The sequence below is a fragment of the Micromonospora sp. CA-111912 genome, assembly GCF_050948415.1.
In the GTDB taxonomy this organism is placed as follows: Bacteria; Actinomycetota; Actinomycetes; order Mycobacteriales; family Micromonosporaceae; genus Micromonospora.
On sequence record NZ_CP192007.1, the window covers coordinates 2,117,254 to 2,135,582 of the forward strand.

Consider the following 18,329-nt stretch of genomic DNA (forward strand, 5'->3'; position numbering starts at 1 on the left):
GGAGTGCGCGACATCGCGGCGCGGCCCCCGGGGCTGCTGCGCTCGGGGGCGGCCAGGCGCGGAGCGCACGAAGGGTAGCGCACCAGGTGTAAGCCCGTCAGCCCCGTCCGGTGCCTGAAGATGACGTGAATGAATGATCGGCGGATTATCCGGCGGCCCGGGACCGGGCCGGCTCAGGGTTACGCGGGCGGCGGCACGGTCAGGTTCCGGGCCAGCGCCACGGCGCCGTGCAGCGAGGAGAGCCCGCCCAGGGCGGCGGCCCGCACGGCCGGCGCCGCGCGGCCGGGCCGGGCCAGCCGGGCCACCTCCCGCTCGACCAGCCCGACGAAGCCCGGCAGCCCGGCGGCGAACCCGCCGCCCAGCACCGCCACCGACGGGTCGACCAGCTCGCCGAGGCTGACCACGGCCGCCGCGAGCGCCGTACCGCTCGGCCGGACCGCGTCGTGGGCCCACGGCCGGTCCCGCGCCAGCCCGTCGCGCAGCTCGGCGAAGCTCACCGCGGTCCCCCGCCCGGCGGCGGCCCGGCGCAGCGTGGCCGGCCCGGAGGCGATCGCCTGGAGGCAGCCGTGCCGGCCGCAGTCGCAGCGCGGCCCGTCGACGGCGACGACCATGTGCCCGACCTCGGGCGAGCCCCGGCCGGCCCCGGGCAGCGGGCGTCCGCCGAGCACCACGCCCCCACCCACCCCGGTCCCCACCCCGAGGTAGACGACGTCGTCCGCGCCGACGTGCCGGGCCTCGGCGAGCGCCGCGAGGTCCCCGTCGTCGGCCCAGGCGGTCCGGCTGCCGGGGAAGAGCCGGCGCAGCGCCTTGTCGAGCCGCAGCCCGGCCCAGCTCGGCCGGCCCGGCCAGACCGTCACCCGACCGGTCGGGTCGGTGGTGCCGGGCATCGCCACCCCGACGGCCGCCAGCCGCCAACCGGACTCCGCGCGCAGCGCGTCGACCGCGCCCGCCAGCGCAGCCACGTCCGCCTCGGCGTCGCCGCCGGTGGGCCAGGTCAGCGTCCGCTCGTACGTCCGCGACGCGGCGGCCCCGAGCTGCTCGTACGACCCCGGGTCGACGCCCGGCGCGGACGCGCACCGCTCGGCCCGCAACGCGACCTTGGTGCCCCCGATGTCGACCCCGAGCACGGCGGTGTCGGTCCGCTCCGGCACCGGCGGTCAGCCCCGCAGCACGTGCAGCACCGCGACCGCGGCTGCCGCCAGCCCGAACACGGCCGGCATCGCCGCCACCGAGATTGGGTCCCGGGCGCGGAGGTGGAAGATCACCGCGCCGATCATCTGGAGGGTGAGGCCGATCGCCGCCGCGATCCCGGCCGGCGACCAGTACAGGCCGAAGATCAGGCCGACGACCGCGGCCAGCTCCAGGTTGCCGATCACCTTGGTGAGCCCGGGGGAGACGCCGAGGTGGGCCATCCGCTCGCGCATCTGCGCCTGGCCGGTGAGCTTGGGGTAGGCCAGCGCGGCGAAGACGGTGGCGAGGATGACGCTGAGGACGATGATGGGAATCTGCACGTTTTTTCCTTCTCGGAGGGGGCAGGTCCGGGCCGACCCTATCGGCCGGACGGCCGGGTTTCCCGCGTACGCGCGGCGGCGGGCCGGGGGTGGTGTCCTCAGTCGACGGTGGCGACCAGCGCGCGGGCGGCCAGCCGGTAGCCCAGCGAGCCCAGCCCGACGATGATCCCGCTGGCCAGCGGGGCGAGCACCGAGTCGTGCCGGAAGCTCTCCCGGGCCCACACGTTGGACAGATGGACTTCCATCCACGGCCGCGGATAGTTGGCCAGCGCGTCGCGCAGGCTCCAGCCAGCGATCATCAGGGCGCCCGGGTTCACGATCGCGCCCACCGTGTCGTAGTGCTCCTGCACGGTGCGGACCAGGGCGCCCTCGCAGTCGTGCTGCACCGCGATCACCCGCCAGCCCCGCACCGCGACCTCCTCGCCGACGGCCCGCTCGATGTCGGCGAGGGTGTCGGTACCGTAGATCTCCGGCTCGCGTCGGCCGAGGATGCCGAGGTTCGGACCGTTCAACAGCAGCACGTCGGACACGGCTCACCTCCCGGAAAACGGCCCGGGTACGGCCACCTCGCGTGGCTGGCCCCCGCCGGGCCGGCGACAGATTCCCCGCAGTCTTACTACGCCGCCGGCCCCGCCCGCGCCGACCATCGCCGGCCCGCCGTCGAACTAAGGGGTGGGTAGGGGCCGTTAGGGGAGGTGAGCGTCCTGCCGGGTCGGTTAGCGTCCACCGCGAGCCGATGACGCTGGCCGATCCGACGGCGGCGTCCCCGATCGACCGGCCGACCGGCGCAGGCCCGCCGCGGTGGGCGAGCCCGGGTCCGCGGGACGCGCGAAGCCGCCGCGGGACGGCCGGGAACCGCTGGTCCTCCTGGATTGGGAAGTGGGAAGTCATGAGTGGTCAGCCGTCGACGGTGCCGGAGTTCCCCGAGTGGCCGCAGTTCGGTGACGAGGAACGAGCCGGCCTGATCCGCGCCCTGGAACAGGGTCAGTGGTGGCGGATGGGCGGGAGCGAGGTCGACACCTTCGAGGCGGAGTTCGGCGCGTACCACGGCACGCCGCACGCGCTCGCCGTCACCAACGGCACCCACGCCCTGGAGGTCGCACTGGAGGTGCTCGGCGTCAAGGCCGGCACCGAGGTGATCGTCCCCGCCTTCACCTTCATCTCGTCGTCGCTCGCCGCGCAGCGCCTCGGCGCGGTCGCCGTGCCGGTCGACGTCGACCTGGACACCTACTGCGTCGACCCCGCCGCCGTCGCCGCCGCGATCACCGACCGCACCCGGGTCATCATGCCGGTGCACATGGCCGGCCAGTTCGCCGACATGGACGCCCTGGACAAGATCGCCGCCGACGCCGGAGTGGCGCTGCTCCAGGACGCCGCGCACGCCCACGGCGCCCAGTGGCAGGGCAAGCGGGCCGGCGCGCTCGGCTCGGTGGCCGCGTTCAGCTTCCAGAACGGCAAGCTGATGACCGCCGGTGAGGGTGGCGCGGTGCTCTTCCCCGACGAGGAGACCCGCGAGCGGGCCTTCCTCGTGCACAGCTGCGGCCGGCCCCGCACCGACCGGGACTACCTGCACCGCACCACCGGCTCCAACTACCGGATGAGCGAGTTCACCGCCGCCGTACTGCGCGCCCAGCTCGCCCGCCTCGACGGCCAGATCGAGGCACGCGAGCAGCGCTGGCCGCTGCTGGCCGGCCTGCTCGCCGAGATCCCCGGCGTGGTGCCGCAGGGCATCGACCCGCGCACCGACCGCAACCCGCACTACATGGCCATGTTCCGGATCCCGGGCATCACCCTGGAGCGCCGCCGGGCCGTGGTCGACGCGCTCATCGCCCGGGGCGTCCCGGCGTTCGTGGCGTTCCGGGCCATCTACCGGTGCGAGGGTTTCTGGGAGGCCGGCGCTCCCGACGAGAGCATCGAGGCGATCGCCGCCCGCTGCCCCAACGTCGAGCAGATCCACTCCGACTGCGTCTGGCTGCACCACCGCACCCTGCTCGGCACCGAGCAGCAGATGCACGACATCGCCGCCGTGCTGGCCGACATCCTCGCCGAATGACCGGGCTGCCCCCGGCCGCCGCGCCCGACCGTCCGGTCCGGGTCGCGGTGGCCGGCCTCGGGTGGGCCGGGCGGGAGATCTGGCTGCCCCGGCTCGCCGCGCACCCGGCCTTCGAGGTGACCGCCCTGATCGACCCGCAGCAGGCCGTCCGGGACGCCGCCCGCGACACCCACGCGGTGCCCTTCGCGTACGCCGACGTCGACGACCTGCCCGTCGGCGCGGTCGACCTGGTGGTGGTGGCCGTCCCCAACCACCTGCACGCGACCGTCGCCGCCGGGCTGCTGCGCCGGGGCGTACCGGTGTTCCTGGAGAAGCCCGTCTGCCTCACCTCCGCCGAGGCGGAGCTGCTCGCCGACGCGGAGCGCGACGGCGGCGCGGTGCTGCTGGCCGGCAGCGCCGCCCGGTGGCGGGCCGACGTCCGGGCGCTGGCGGAGGCCGCCGGCGAGCTGGGCCCCGTCCGGCACGTCGACGTGGCCTGGGTCCGCGCCCGGGGGGTGCCCGACGCGGGCGGCTGGTTCACCCGCCGCGACCTCTCCGGCGGCGGCGCGCTGGTCGACCTCGGCTGGCACCTGCTCGACACCGTCCTGCCGATGCTCGGCCCGGACACCCGGGTCAGCCACGCCATCGGCAGCGTCTCCGACGACTTCGTCAACGACAGCGCCGCGCACGCCGCCTGGCGCAGCGAGGCCGGGACCGGCGGCCGGTCCCGCGGCGACGTCGAGGACACCGCCCGGGGGTTCCTGCTCACCGACGGCGGTGCCTCGGTCGCCCTGCACGCCTGCTGGGCGTCGCACGAGGCCCTGGACCGCACCACCGTCACCGTGCAGGGCATCGCCGGGTCGGCCACCCTGAGCTGCACGTTCGGGTTCAGCCCGAACCGGGAGCCCACGCCGGTGCTCACCCGCACCCGCGACGGCGAGACCGTCCCGCTGCCGGTGCCCGCCGAACCGATCGGCACCGAGTACGACCGCCAGCTCGACGCCCTGCCCGGGCTGCTCGCCGACCCGGCCAGCCGGGGAGTGGCCGCCGCCGAGGCCCGTCGGACCATCGACATCATCGAACGGATCTACTGTTCCGCCCGGCCCACCGAGCCGGAGCGGGAACACGCGCTGGCGGGCCATCGCGACCGGTGAGAACCACCGGCGACCTCACTCGCTCCGGGGAGCAGCCATGAGCCAATCACCGTCCATCGTCGATGTGCCCCTCCCGGCCGTCGACGTGCCCCTCTCGGCGCCCGGCCGGGGTCCGATCCGCGCGGTCGTGTTCGACCTCGACGGTGTCATCGTCGACAGCTCGGCCGTCATGCGCGAGGCGTTCAGCATCGCGTACGCGGAGGTGGTGGGCGACGGACCCGCGCCGTTCGAGGAGTACAACCGGCACATGGGCCGGTACTTCCCGGACATCATGCGGCTGATGGGGCTGCCGCTGGAGATGGAGGAGCCCTTCGTCCGGGAGAGCTACCGGATGGCGCACCTGGTGCCGCTGTTCCCCGGCGTCCGGGAGACTCTGGAGGAGTTGCACGTCCGGGGCATCCGGATGGCCATCGCCACCGGCAAGAGCGGCCCCCGGGCCCGCTCGCTGCTCGACACGCTCGGCGTGCTGGGCCTGTTCGACCAGGTGATCGGCTCCGACGAGGTGGCCCGCCCGAAGCCCGCCCCGGACATCGTGCTCCAGGCGCTCGGCCACCTCGACATCCCGCCGGCCCAGGCCATGATGGTCGGCGACGCGGTGATCGACCTGCTCAGCGGCCGGGACGCCGGCGCCACCACGGTCGCCACCACCTGGCACGGCGGGGACATCGCCGCCCTGCTCGCCGCCGGGCCGGACGTGGTCGCGCACGCCCCGGGCGACCTGCTGGCCCACTGCCCGGCGGCCCTCGCCCCCTGACCCGCGCGGTTGCGGCCGGGGCGAGGATCGGAGTGCGTTAGACGCACGGCCACGTCTCCGGCGGCAGGCAAGCACGACCGCCACCAATCGAAACCGGCCGCCGTCCTGAGCGGACATCTACCAGTCCCGGAGCGCTCTCGGGCCGGGCGGCCTCCCGGGAACTGCCGGCGGTCGGCCAGCCGTGCAAGACCGTGCTCGATCCGGGAAAGAGTGGCCTACTACCCGTGACGATGCCACTCTTCCCCTGATCGAGCACGATCTTGTTCCCCGATCCAGCGCGATCGTGTGCCCTCGTACGGACCCGCTCTCACCACGCCGAGCCGACAGCGCCGGACCGAGCCGAGGTAGGCCGACCTCGACCAGGCTCTAGGTCAGCGCTACCGCCAGGTCGGCTGCGGTCTCCAGCGCAGCAGCCGCCCGTCGGGCTTCGTCCGTGCTCAGTGCAACGCGGTCGACGCGGGCCAGCATCTCGGCTGTCGTGGCCGGGTCGTGCAGCACCATCGCAACCTCGGCGCGGTAGACGAGGACCTCCACCAACGCGACCGGGTCGTCATCTGCCTCGGCGTGGGCCAGCGCACTGTCGAGGATCCGAGCGGCCTGTTGGGCGTCACCTCTGGAGTCGCCCTGCACGACGGCGTTCGCCAGCGCCTTGGCCAGGCGACCGGTGGGCGCCGACGGGGGGTCGGCAGCCGCGTTCTGGGTGACGCGGATCCAGTTGCCACCCGGGTCGATGACGCTGAACCCGCTCAGCCCGTCTTGGTTCCTCCGCGCCCGGGGCCTGGTCATCCGCGGCGTCCCGGAGACCAGCACCTTGCCGTATGCGGCCCGCATGCCTGCCGCGAAGGCCCGGTGGAGCTCCCCCGTGTCCGAGGTCAACACCAGACACGAGCCGTAGGACTTCTCCGGGTCGAACCCCGCGATCTCGAAGAAGTGCAGATGTAAGTCCTCGCGTTGCAACGCCACGTACGGGTTGGGTTTGCGCTGCTGGTAGGTGGTGTGGAAACCGAGCACCTCGTAGAAGGCGGCGATCTCCTCGATCGAGGCGCAGGGCAACAGAGGAACGGCTACTTCGTTGGTCATCCGTACTTGATAGCCGTCGTGAACAGACGCGCGCACATGGAAATAGCCGATCGTCGTACGCAGCCGACCGAACGTCCGAGGTGGCGCAAGCCGGGCTGAGGGGCAGCGGCCTCTGGGCCCGAGTCGATCACTGATTCGGGGACCGCGCCGGCCGAGGCCCGGTGTCGGCCGCTGATGCGTACGGTGATCGCAGACGTGGCGCATGGCGGCCTGACGCCGGCCGGCCTGACCCGGTGAGCGCGCCCTTCCTCTCCCGGCCCAGATCTGCGACCGGCCCGCCAACGTCGGCGGCGGGACGTTGGCGGGCCGGGGTGGCGTCCGGCGGGACCTATCAGTGCGCCTGGTCGACGCCCTCGGGGCCGGCTTCGAGGAAGCGCAGCATCTCGGTGGTCAGCATCTCGGCGACGGAGGCCGGGACCAGGTCGGTGCGGACGGTGACGCGCAGGAGGGTGTCCCCGTTGCCGGGCAGCACCTCCATGAGGCAGGCGCCCGACCACTCCCGGGCGTACGGCTCGACGATCTCCTCGGTCCGGCAGCCGGGCAGCTCCAGCGGGAGGACGACGTTGTCCTGGTAGGCGAAGGAGGGCAAGCTGTTGGCCACCTCGCGGGACATGCCGAGGGCCGGGTCGGTGGTCATCTCGAGGAAGGCGACGTCCTGGGCTGCCATCAGCTCGTCGACGGTCCGCTGGACGGCCCGGATCAGGTTCTTCTCCGGCCCGTCGAACCGGACCCGGAGGCAGTTGGAGCTGATCCGGCTCGTGAAGGTGGAGTCGAGGATCCGGCTGCCGCGCTGGGCGACGATCATCAGCATGGCGATGTCGTCCTGCTCATGGAGGGCGCGGAGCGCGGAGGCGTAGGCGGCGGCGAAGAGGCTGGAGCGGCTGAACCGGTGTTCGCGGGCGGCGCGGTCCCAGCGTTCCATCACGTCGGGGGTGACGGTGACGATGTGTCCGGCCTTGGGTCCCCAGAGCGGGGTCTCCACCAGCAGCTCCTGGGGTCGGCCCTCGCCCTGGCGGGGGAGTCCGCGCAGTTGCCCGCGCCAGTAGGCCCGCTGTGCGTCGAGGTCGGCGGCGTCGCGCAGGCGGGTGTGCTCGTCGTAGAACTGGCGCAGTGTGGGTGCGGGTCGGTCCCATTCCGGGGTTTTGCCGGCGAGTCGGGTTGTGTAGGCGTGGCTGAGGTCGCGGGTGAGGATGGCGTGGGACCAGCCGTCGAAGGCGATGTGGTGGATGCCGATGCCGAGGAGGATGCGGTTGGTGGTTTTTTCGCGGATGAGGGCGGCTCGCCAGTTGCGGCCCTGGGTGTAGTCGAGGGGTTGTTGTAGTGCTTCGGTGAGTTGGTCGAGTGCGTCCTGTTCGGTGGTGGTGTCGGTGAGTAGGCGGAGCTGGGGCATGCCGGGGTTCGGCGGGATGACGGCGACGGGTGGGTCGGCGCGTCGGTAGCGGGCGCGCAGTGCCTCGTGTCGTTTGTGCACGTCTGCCAGGGCGGTCATCAACGCTCGCGGGTCCAACTCGCCCTCGATCCACCAGGTGGTCGGGCAGACCAGGTCGAACGGGAGCCAGACGAACTTGCCGACGGACAGGGCCAGCGAGACGGGCTTGGCCGGGCCGGAGCGTCCGGTGACGGGCGGCTCCGGCTCGACGCTGGGCCGGCGGGGTGCGGTGGTGAGCCAGTGTGCCAAGGCACGTGGGGTGGGGGTGCGGTGGATTTGGGAGACGGGGACGATGGTGTTGGTGGCTTCGTCGATTCCTGTGGCGATGGCGGCGGATTGTAGGGAGGTGCCGCCGAGGTGGAAGAGGTTGTCTTGGGTGCCGACTTGGTCGAGGCCGAGGATGGTGGCGAATACGCCGGTGACGAGTCGTTCTTCGTCGGTGGTTGGTGCCATGTATTCGACGTCGAGGTCGGGGCGTTGCGATCCTGGTTCGGGTAGTGCCTGTCGGTCGATTTTTCCGGTGCCGCCGGTGGGGAATCGGTCGAGGGTCATGATGACGGCGGGGACCATGTATGTGGGGAGTGTGGTGGCGGCGTGTTCGCGTAGTTCGTTAACAGCGGGCGTTCGGCCGTCGCGTCCGGTGATGTAGGCGATGAGGCGTGCGGTGCCTCGGTTTTCGTGTCGGATGACTACTGCGGTGCCGACAGTGGGGTGTTGTTCGAGGACGGTTTCGATTTCGCCGAGTTCGATGCGGATGCCGTTGATTTTGACCTGGTGGTCCATGCGGGCGAGGATTTCGAGGGCGCCGGTGGTGTTCCATCGTCCGAGGTCGCCGGTTCGGTAGGCGGTGCCGCCGCCGTGTGGGTCGGTGATGAAGCGTTGTGTGGTGAGTTCGGGGCGGTTGAGGTAGTTGTGGGCGACGCCGTTGCCGGTGATGAGGATTTCGCCGGGGACGCCCATGGGGACGAGGTTGAGGTGGGTGTCGACGACGCGGATCTGCCGGTTGGGCATGGGCCAGCCGATGGGCACGTAGGGGCCGTTCCAGCCGGCTTTGGCGTCGTACCAGGTGCAGGCGATGGAGGCTTCGGCGGGGCCGTAGGCGTTGATGAGGCGTGTGCCTGCGGTCATCCACCGTTGGGCCATGCGGGGTGGGATGGGTTCCCCGGCGAGGGTCACGCAGGACATGCTGGGGCAGTCCGCCGGGTCGATGGCCGCGAGGTTGGTGGGTGGGCAGAACGCGTGGGTGGTCTGCTCCTTCGCGATCAGCTCGGTCAGGCGGCGTGGGTCGAGGAGGTCGTCGCGGGAGCAGACGACGACGCGGGCGCCGGAGGTCAACGCGGTGTAGATCTCGCCCAACGCGACGTCGAAGACGGGGGCGCAGCAGTGCAGCATGCGACTGTCCGGGCCGACCGCGCATTCGTCGCGCATCCAGGTGAGGAAGTTCGTCAGCTTGTCGTGCGACAGCACGACACCTTTCGGGGTGCCGGTCGAGCCGGACGTGTAGATGACGAACGCCGCCGCCGTGGCGTCCACCACCGGTAGGTCGACCGGCTCGGCTGCCTCGATCGCAGACCAGTCGTTGTCGAGGGCGACGACCCGGACGCCGTCGGGGGCGGGGATGCGGGGTGCGACCTCGGCGGTGGTGAGCACGATCTGGGCGCCGTGGTCGGCCAGGAGCATCCGCATCCGTTCCGCCGGCCACGACACATCCATCGGCGTGTAGGCGGCGCCGGCCCGTAGCACGGCCAACGTGGCGATCAGGGTCCACATGCTGCGGTCCAACGCCAGCGACACCACATCCCCGACACCCACACCCGCCGACCGCAGGTAGCGGGCCAGCACCCCCGACCGGCGAGCTAGTTCCCCGTACGTCAACACTTCGCCGTCGGCGACGCCCGCGACGGCGTCCGGCGTCCGGCGTGCCCACTCCAACACCAACTCGTGGATCGGCTCACCCGACACCGGACGCACCGGACCCCGACCCCACGCCAACAACCGATCCCGCTCCACCTCACCCAACAACGGCAACCGAGACAGCAGAACACCCGGCTCCCGCACACCCGCCGACACCAGCGTCACAACCTGATCCAGCAGACCCCGCACCCACTCCGCCGAAAACCCCTCCACCGCATAATCCACCCGCACCCCAGACCCATCCCCAGCCACACTCACCACCAAATCCACACCCACCACACCCGGCCCCACCTCAACCACCGGACCATCCACCAGACCCACCACCACCGGACCCACCACACCCGCAGCCACCCCCGGCGCGGCCCACGCCGCACCGACCCGGCTCACCAGCTCACCGAACGCGGGGTCGTCCGCGACACCCACCCGTACCACTGATCCACCCGACGACAGGCCCAGCGCTACCTCCTGCTGACCGGTGTACCGGGCCAGGACTCCGACGAGGCCCGCCAGCACCACCACACCGGTCGGCTCCGGGCCCGCCGAATCGGGCAGCTCCAGCGTCCGTACCACCGACGCCGCCCGGGCCGGCCAGACCAGTGGCCGCCGCAGGTCGCCCATCAGGTCGAGGGTCTCGAAGTCGGCACCCGGCCCGGCTACATTCGCGGCCTGGGCCTGACCACCTACGAACCCGACAGACATGAGCCAACCTCCGATCAGGACCGGCGTCACCTGCACGGGTACGGCCGGGTCAGGAAAACCAGGAACTCCGTGGGCACGCCCACGGCATGAGGGGAACGGGGTGAACGTTCAGCCGGCGAGGGGGGCCGGGGCGGGCCCCGCTTCGAGGAAGCGCAGCATGTGGCCGTTCAGCTCCTCGGCGAAGCTGTACGGCAGGTAGTCGGTGCGGATGGTGACGCGCAGCAGGGCGTGGTCGGCGCGGGGCAGCACCTCGACCGTGAGCCCGTTGGGCACCTCCCGGGCGTACGGCTCGACGATCTCCTCGGTCCGGCAGCCGGGCAGCTCCAGGGGGAGCACGACGTTGTCCTGGTAGACGAAGGTGGGCAGGCTGGCGACCACCTCGCTGGAGATTCCGGCCGCGGGGTCGTTGGCGGTCTCCGCGAAGGGGACGTCCTGGGCCCGCATGAGGTCGCTGATCGTCTCGTGGACCCGGAGGACGAGGTCGCCGTCCCCCGGCCCGTCGAACCGGACCCGGACGCAGTTGAGGTTGAGCCTGGTGGTGAAGGCGGAGTCGAGAACGCGGCTGCCCCGCTTCGCGACGACCATCAGCAGGCCGACGTCGTCCTGCTGATTGACGGCGCGCAGCGCGGACGCGAAAGCGGCGGCGAAGAGGCTGGAGCGGCTGAACCGGTGTTCGCGGGCGGCGCGGTCCCAGCGTTCCATCACGTCGGGGGTGACGGTGACGATGTGCCCGGCCTTGGGCCCCCAGGCCAGTGCTTGTTCCAGCGACGCGCCGGCCGGGGGTTCGCCCTGGCGGGGCAGGCCTCGCAGCTGTTCACGCCAGTACGCGCGCTGCGTCTCCAGGTCGGCCGCGTCGCGCAGGCGGGTGAATTCGTCGTACGCCTCGCGCAGTGTGGGTGCGGGTCGGTCCCATTCCGGGGGCTTGCCGGATAGCCGGGTTGTGTAGGCGTGGCTGAGGTCGCGGACGAGGATGGTGTGGGACCAGCCGTCGAAGGCGATGTGATGGATGCCGATGCCGAAGAGGATGCGGTTGGTGGTTTTTTCGCGGATGAGGGCGGCTCGCCAGTTGCGGCCCTGGGTGTAGTCGAGGGGTTGTTGTAGTGCTTCGGTGAGTTGGTCGAGTGCGTCCTGTTCGGTGGTGGCGTCGGTGAGTAGGCGGAGCTGGGGCATGCCGGGGTTCGGGGGGATGATGGCGACGGGTGGGTCGGCGCGTCGGTAGCGGGCGCGCAGTGCCTCGTGCCGCTTGTGGACGTCTGCCAGGGCGGTCATCAACGCTCGCGGGTCCAGCTCGCCCTCGATCCACCAGGTGACCGGGTTGACGACCTCCAGGGGCGACATCAGACACTTCGCCACCTGCTGCGCGAGCGGAACCGGGCCGGGGCGCTGGCGGGCCTGACCGGCGGCCGAGCCGGCCTCGGTACGTCGGGGTGCGGTGGTGAGCCAGTGGGCGAGGGCGTGTGGGGTGGGGGTGCGGTGGATTTGGGAGACGGGGACGATGGTGTTGGTGGCTTCGTCGATTCCTGTGGCGATGGCGGCGGATTGTAGGGAGGTGCCGCCGAGGTGGAAGAGGTTGTCTTGGGTGCCGACTTGGTCGAGGCCGAGGATGGTGGCGAATACGCCGGTGACGAGTCGTTCTTCGTCGGTGGTTGGTGCCATGTATTCGACGTCGAGGTCGGGGCGTTGCGATCCTGGTTCGGGTAGTGCCTGTCGGTCGATTTTTCCGGTGCCGCCGGTGGGGAATCGGTCGAGGGTCATGATGACGGCGGGGACCATGTATGTGGGGAGTGTGGTGGCGGCGTGTTCGCGTAGTTCGTTAACAGCGGGCGTTCGGCCGTCGCGTCCGGTGATGTAGGCGATGAGGCGTGCGGTGCCTCGGTTTTCGTGTCGGATGACTACTGCGGTGCCGACAGTGGGGTGTTGTTCGAGGACGGTTTCGATTTCGCCGAGTTCGATGCGGATGCCGTTGATTTTGACCTGGTGGTCCATGCGGGCGAGGATTTCGAGGGCGCCGGTGGTGTTCCATCGTCCGAGGTCGCCGGTTCGGTAGGCGGTGCCGCCGCCGTGTGGGTCGGTGATGAAGCGTTGTGTGGTGAGTTCGGGGCGGTTGAGGTAGTTGTGGGCGACGCCGTTGCCGGTGATGAGGATTTCGCCGGGGACGCCCATGGGGACGAGGTTGAGGTGGGTGTCGACGACGCGGATCTGCCGGTTGGGCATGGGCCAGCCGATGGGCACGTAGGGGCCGTTCCAGCCGGCTTTGGCGTCGTACCAGGTGCAGGCGATGGAGGCTTCGGCGGGGCCGTAGGCGTTGATGAGGCGTGTGCCTGCGGTCATCCACCGTTGGGCCATGCGGGGTGGGATGGGTTCCCCGGCGAGGGTCACGCAGGACATGCTGGGGCAGTCCGCCGGGTCGATGGCCGCGAGGTTGGTGGGTGGGCAGAACGCGTGGGTGGTCTGCTCCTTCGCGATCAGCTCGGTCAGGCGGCGTGGGTCGAGGAGGTCGTCGCGGGAGCAGACGACGACGCGGGCGCCGGAGGTCAACGCGGTGTAGATCTCGCCCAACGCGACGTCGAAGACGGGGGCGCAGCAGTGCAGCATGCGACTGTCCGGGCCGACCGCGCATTCGTCGCGCATCCAGGTGAGGAAGTTCGTCAGCTTGTCGTGCGACAGCACGACACCTTTCGGGGTGCCGGTCGAGCCGGACGTGTAGATGACGAACGCCGCCGCCGTGGCGTCCACCACCGGTAGGTCGACCGGCTCGGCTGCCTCGATCGCAGACCAGTCGTTGTCGAGGGCGACGACCCGGACGCCGTCGGGGGCGGGGATGCGGGGTGCGACCTCGGCGGTGGTGAGCACGATCTGGGCGCCGTGGTCGGCCAGGAGCATCCGCATCCGTTCCGCCGGCCACGACACATCCATCGGCGTGTAGGCGGCGCCGGCCCGTAGCACGGCCAACGTGGCGATCAGGGTCCACATGCTGCGGTCCAACGCCAGCGACACCACATCCCCGACACCCACACCCGCCGACCGCAGGTAGCGGGCCAGCACCCCCGACCGGCGAGCTAGTTCCCCGTACGTCAACACTTCGCCGTCGGCGACGCCCGCGACGGCGTCGGGCGTCCGGCGTGCCCACTCCAACACCAACTCGTGGATCGGCTCACCCGACACCGGACGCACCGGACCCCGACCCCACGCCAACAACCGATCCCGCTCCACCTCACCCAACAACGGCAACCCAGACAACGGAACACCCGGCCCCCGCACACCCGCCGACACCAGCGTCACAGTCTGGTCCAGCAGGCCCCGCACCCACTCCGCCGAAAACCCCTCCACCGCATAATCCACCCGCACCCCAGACCCATCCCCAGCCACACTCACCACCAAATCCACACCCACCACACCCGGCCCCACCTCAACCACCGGACCATCCACCAGACCCACCACCACCGGACCCACCTGGACCCGACCCACCACATCCGAACCCACCACCGGCGCACCCCACGCCGCACCCACCCGAGACGCCAATTCGGCGAACCCCGGATCACCCGCGACACCCACCCGCACCAACCCACCACCCGGCAGGCCGACCACCACCTCCTCCTGACCCGTGTACCGGGCCAGCACCCCGACGAGGCCCGCCAGCAGCACCACACCAGCCGGTTCCGCACCCGCCACCCCGGGCCACTCCGCACCGGGCCACTCCACACCCGCCACCCCGGGCCACTCCACACCCCGCACCACCGACGCCGCCCGAGCCGGCCACACCAACGGCCGACGCAGGTCCCCGACCAGGTCCAAAGCTTCGGCTGATCCGGCCGGTCCGGTGTCAATCGCAGTGCCAACGGACTGAGCACCAGCGGACCCGACAGACATGATCAACCTCCGATCGAAAGGGGTGACCGGGAGGCGCGTGGCCGGTCAGCCGATGTTCCGTTTGGCGGACGGCACGATGTGGCGCGATGGATGCCGCGCGGCGTGGAACGCCGCCACCAACCGCCCGGGTGGCCGATCGGGGCCTTCTCGCGGCGGGCCCCGTCGCGTCGGCGGTGGTCCGGGGGACGGGCGGGTGCCTGTGTACGGCTGCCCGGCCGTCGGGGCGGATGTGCCGGTTCGTGGTCGCCTCGGTGCCGCACGATCGCGCGGTCGCCGGGTCGGGCCTCGGGTGGGCCGCTGCTCGGGAAGAGTTGGTGGGTGTCCGACCCGACCATCGGCACCTCCCGTTCCACCCGGGCGCCGCGCACCCACGGGCGTCCCACTCCGTTGCGGTGGAGGGGAACGACGACCCGACGGGGCCCGACCCTACGAAGCCGGTGGAGCGCCGTACACCCCTAGATTCGCACGTCGACCCCCTATGGGGTCTGCGTCGGGTCGGCGACCCTTCAGCTCAAAAATGTGCAAAGTAAGCTGACTGCGCACCCCAAATCAGGGCTCGACGATCACGCGGTCGGGGACTGGTTGATCACACACCGGCTGTTGGTGTGCACCGCGCCAACGCAGCGCTGACCAAAAGCCAGCCGCGACCTGGTCGGTCCAGCCTGGAACCGCGCTGTTTTCGGTGCGCGCGGCACGCCCGACTCTCACGGCCGAGCGGCCTTCATCAGAACCGGGACGCCACCCGTTCGCCGACGTTCTCCGCATGATCGTGGCGGCGGTGCTCCCAGGGTTCGTGCCATCCCCGAGGCCCTCCATGGGCCGGCATGTCAGGAGATTTCCATGTATACGCCTATCCAGGTGCAGGTGTTCGCGCACGACGGGGTGGTCCTGGCCCGGCCACCAAGTCCGGTGACGACCGCCAGTAGCCGTTATCTGGCCGGCGCGGGCGCCGGCTTGGACAACGGGCTGGACATGATCACTGGCCTTCACCTCACCCTTCCGCACCAGTCGGCGGCCATCGCCAGCACCGGCGCCTGCGCGGACAAGTCGCTACGGCTGCTCAGCCGGAGCGGTCTCAAGACGCCGAGCGACCTGCGGGAGTTCCGCAACAGCGAGCAGGCGGTACAGCTCGCCCGGGAAGCCGCCGAGCGGGGCGAGCTGCTGGAGTTCCAGTTCCCCCCGCACGACCCACAGCTGCGGGCCGCGTCGGCCCGGGTTTCGCCGGACCTGCTGGCCCGACTCAACAACAAGACCGTCCTGGAGAGCCTGGTGGCACCGGAGTACCTGCCCCGCCGGCAGGTCGCCACCCCCGCGGAGGTGCGACGGATCGTGCAGCAGGACCGCCGGCCGATGGTCATCAAACCGGCCGGTGCCGAGGTGTACAGCGGGATCGCGATCTTCACCAGACGGTTGCGCGACCGGCTCAACCGGTCACTGTTCAACCAACTGGAGCAGGTGAGCGACCAGTGGATCGTCGAGGAGGAGGTTCCCTTCCGGACAGTCTGGGGACTCCAGTTCGGCGTGACCGAGAGCGGATCGGTGGAATACTTCGGTGCGTCCGTGCACCTGCCGCAGCCCACCTCGACGTGGGTCGGTTGTGTGATGGACGACGACCAACCGCCGACGGAGCTGATCGAAGCGCTGACCACAGGGGTCCGAAAGGCCAGTGCTCTCGGGTACCGGGGGTACTGCTCGTTCGACGCAGGAATCGGCCGGAACGACGAACTGCGGATCATCGACCCGAACTTTCGGGTCAGCGGAGCCACCTCGTCGTTGCTGCACCGCAGCTCGTTGCTGCGCCAGCACCCGTGTGCCATCACGACGTTCTTCTCCCTCGCGCCCGGTGTCGACGCCGAGCCGATCCTCGCCCCGTTCATCGATCGTGGGCAGCTCGTCGTGTTCATGCACTACGACCCGGCGGAGACGGACAACGGCCCGCATCCGGCGACCATCGTCGGCATGGTCGGCGCCTCGGATCGGTACGCCTGCGGCGTGCTGATCTCGCAGGTCCAGCGAGCGCTGAACAGCTGACGGATCACCCCCGCCCCCGGGCCGCGCCGGTGGCCCGGCGACGGCGGGGTGTGCGCCTGCGGGTGTGGTTGTTGCTGCCCGGGCGACAACAACGCACCCGCAGGCGGCGACAGAAAGGGTGCCGGCGCGCTACATCCCGGCGAAGGCGGCGCGGACGGCCGATTCCGGGACGTCGGCGACCAGGTCGGGGCCGGCCGGGCCGTCCAGGACGAGGGACAGGCCGTCGGTGGCCTTCTTGTCCCGCCGCATCAGCGCGATCAGCTCGTCGTGGTCGACCCCGGCCGGCAGGGCGGTGTCGAGGCCGTAGCCGGCCACCACGTCGTGGTGCTCGGCCACCCGGTCGGCCCCGATCCGGCCGAGGACGCCGGCCAGCCGGCCCGCGAAGACCGTGCCGACGCCGACCGCCTCGCCGTGCCGCAGCGCGAAGTCGGTGGCCCGCTCCAGCGCGTGCCCGAGGGTGTGGCCGTAGTTGAGGATGTGCCGCAGCCCGGCGTCGCGCTCGTCGGCGGCCACCACCCGGGCCTTCAGCGCCACGCAGGCGGCGATCTGCTCGGCCACGGGCCGGTCGCGCAGCTCGCCCGCGCCGATGAAGTGGGCCCGGGCGATCTCACCGTAGCCGTTGCGCAGTTCCCGCTCCGGCAGCGTCGTCAGGTGCTCGGTGTCGCAGAGCACGGCGCGCGGCTGCCAGTACACCCCGACCAGGTTCTTGCCCTCCGGCAGGTTCACCGCCGTCTTCCCGCCGACGCTGGCGTCCACCTGAGCGAGCAGCGAGGTAGGCAGGTGGATCACCGCGATCCCCCGGTGGTAGAGGCCGGCGGCCAGCCCGACCACGTCCGTGGTGGTGCCGCCGCCGCAGGAGACCACCGCGTCGGCGCGGGTCAGCCCGAACTCGGCGAACGCCCGGCAGAGCTGCTCCACCGTGGCCAGGTTCTTGTCGTGCTCGCCGTCGCGGGCCGGCACCACGCGGTGCGGCACGCCCGGGTCGGGCGTCCACTGCGCCGGCCGGGCCGAGACCACCACGACCCGCCGCGCGCCGATCCGCGCCACCTCCGCCGGCAGCCGGTGGCGCACCCCGGGGCCGATCAGCACCGGGTACGCGCGTTCGCCGAGCGGCACGTCGATCCGGGTCGGCGCGGCGTCGGGAGCGGGGCGGCCGGTGTGGGTCGGGCGCATACGGCTGCTGTCTCCTCTGGGGGCCCGCGGGCGGGGCGGGCGGGGGGCCGGCGTCGGCGGGGTCGTCGCAACCGTGGCGGCCAACGGGCGTTCCCGGACCATCGACAGCCGTAGCGCCAGCGCGGCCAGCGCGTCGACGTCCGGCCCGATGCCCCACCGCTCGTGGGTGAGCTGGGCGTGGTGCGCCAGCAGGAAACCGGGCGGCGTCACCGGGTGGTCCCGGTCGACCACGGCCGTCACCCGGTCCAGGTACTGCCGCCAGGCGGCGGCCACCTCTCCGGTCAGCGGCAGGTCACCGGCCGTCAGGGCGATCTTCTCCGCCCCGGCGTCCGCCTGCGCGGCCAGATCCCGCCGCTGCGTGCCGGTGAGCAGCCGGCCACGGTCCTGCCAGTGCAGGAACAGGAAGGTCAGCCGGTCGGCCGCCGGCACCAGCCCGGTCAGGTGCCGCAGGTGCGCCACGGCCAGCGGCAGCTCGACCCCGGCCAGCCAGGGGGCGTCCCCGCCGAGCAGGGCCAGGGCCAGGTCGCTGCCCGCGTGCGCGAGCGGGCCGCCCCGGGCGGCGTCGCGCACCGCGTACGGGTCGGCGCGGCAGGCGTCCCGGTCGGCCGCCGGCAGCCGCCGCCGTACCTCGTCGAGCCCCGCGCCGGTCGTGTGGAAGCCGAGGCTCAGCCGCGGCCCGGCC

11 protein-coding genes are annotated in these 18,329 nt (G+C 71.7%); 4 read left to right on the forward strand and 7 right to left on the reverse strand.

The window, feature by feature from the left end; genetic code table 11:
- Positions 1-179 precede the first annotated feature (179 nt).
- The 3 genes from ACQPZO_RS09595 to ACQPZO_RS09605 form a co-directional block, all read right to left on the reverse strand.
- Positions 180-1,151: an ROK family protein gene (locus ACQPZO_RS09595; protein WP_433348916.1), complete on the reverse strand. Its 972-nt coding sequence runs from the start codon at positions 1,149-1,151 to the stop codon at positions 180-182.
- A gap of 6 nt (positions 1,152-1,157) precedes the next feature.
- Positions 1,158-1,511 (reverse strand): DoxX family protein, encoded by a 354-nt coding sequence (locus ACQPZO_RS09600; RefSeq protein WP_350888582.1) that lies wholly within the window; start codon positions 1,509-1,511, stop codon positions 1,158-1,160.
- 98 nt (positions 1,512-1,609) lie between these two features.
- On the reverse strand, positions 1,610-2,041 hold the full coding sequence (locus tag ACQPZO_RS09605; RefSeq protein ID WP_433348918.1) for a type II 3-dehydroquinate dehydratase: 432 nt from the start codon (positions 2,039-2,041) through the stop codon (positions 1,610-1,612).
- A 359-nt stretch (positions 2,042-2,400) separates the two neighbouring features.
- On the opposite strand from ACQPZO_RS09605, the gene ACQPZO_RS09610 reads away from it, so the two are divergent.
- The 3 genes from ACQPZO_RS09610 to ACQPZO_RS09620 are packed head-to-tail and all read left to right on the forward strand — an operon-like array spanning position 2,401 to position 5,451.
- Entirely contained in the window at positions 2,401-3,564 is a 1,164-nt protein-coding gene (locus ACQPZO_RS09610; protein WP_433348920.1) for a DegT/DnrJ/EryC1/StrS family aminotransferase, read from the forward strand.
- Positions 3,561-4,697 carry a Gfo/Idh/MocA family protein gene (locus tag ACQPZO_RS09615; protein WP_433348922.1) on the forward strand — a complete coding sequence of 379 codons (1,137 nt, stop codon included), beginning with the start codon at positions 3,561-3,563 and terminating at the stop codon, positions 4,695-4,697. Before ACQPZO_RS09610 ends, ACQPZO_RS09615 begins: the two co-directional genes overlap by 4 nt.
- A gap of 37 nt (positions 4,698-4,734) precedes the next feature.
- Positions 4,735-5,451, forward strand: coding sequence for an HAD-IA family hydrolase (locus ACQPZO_RS09620; RefSeq protein ID WP_433348924.1), 717 nt, complete (start codon positions 4,735-4,737; stop codon positions 5,449-5,451).
- Positions 5,452-5,817: 366 nt separating this feature from the next.
- Here ACQPZO_RS09620 and ACQPZO_RS09625 read toward each other — a convergent pair whose 3' ends face one another.
- From ACQPZO_RS09625 to ACQPZO_RS09635, 3 genes are all read right to left on the reverse strand, one after another.
- The gene (locus tag ACQPZO_RS09625; RefSeq protein WP_433348926.1) at positions 5,818-6,531 is read right to left on the reverse strand and encodes a VOC family protein; all 714 of its coding nucleotides are present in this window, start codon (positions 6,529-6,531) and stop codon (positions 5,818-5,820) included.
- 331 nt (positions 6,532-6,862) lie between these two features.
- Positions 6,863-10,573, reverse strand: a complete 3,711-nt coding sequence (locus ACQPZO_RS09630) for an amino acid adenylation domain-containing protein (RefSeq protein ID WP_433348927.1) — start codon at positions 10,571-10,573, stop codon at positions 6,863-6,865.
- A 108-nt stretch (positions 10,574-10,681) separates the two neighbouring features.
- Positions 10,682-14,443 carry a non-ribosomal peptide synthetase gene (locus tag ACQPZO_RS09635; protein ID WP_433348929.1) on the reverse strand — a complete coding sequence of 1,254 codons (3,762 nt, stop codon included), beginning with the start codon at positions 14,441-14,443 and terminating at the stop codon, positions 10,682-10,684.
- An 840-nt stretch (positions 14,444-15,283) separates the two neighbouring features.
- Between ACQPZO_RS09635 and ACQPZO_RS09640 the strand changes: the two genes are divergently transcribed.
- Positions 15,284-16,474: an ATP-grasp domain-containing protein gene (locus ACQPZO_RS09640; protein ID WP_433348931.1), complete on the forward strand. Its 1,191-nt coding sequence runs from the start codon at positions 15,284-15,286 to the stop codon at positions 16,472-16,474.
- A gap of 129 nt (positions 16,475-16,603) precedes the next feature.
- Here the strand turns inward: ACQPZO_RS09640 and ACQPZO_RS09645 are convergent, their stop codons facing one another.
- Complete coding sequence (locus ACQPZO_RS09645; protein ID WP_433350908.1) at positions 16,604-17,647, reverse strand: 3-dehydroquinate synthase family protein; 1,044 nt, start codon at positions 17,645-17,647, stop codon at positions 16,604-16,606.
- Positions 17,648-18,329 lie beyond the last annotated feature (682 nt).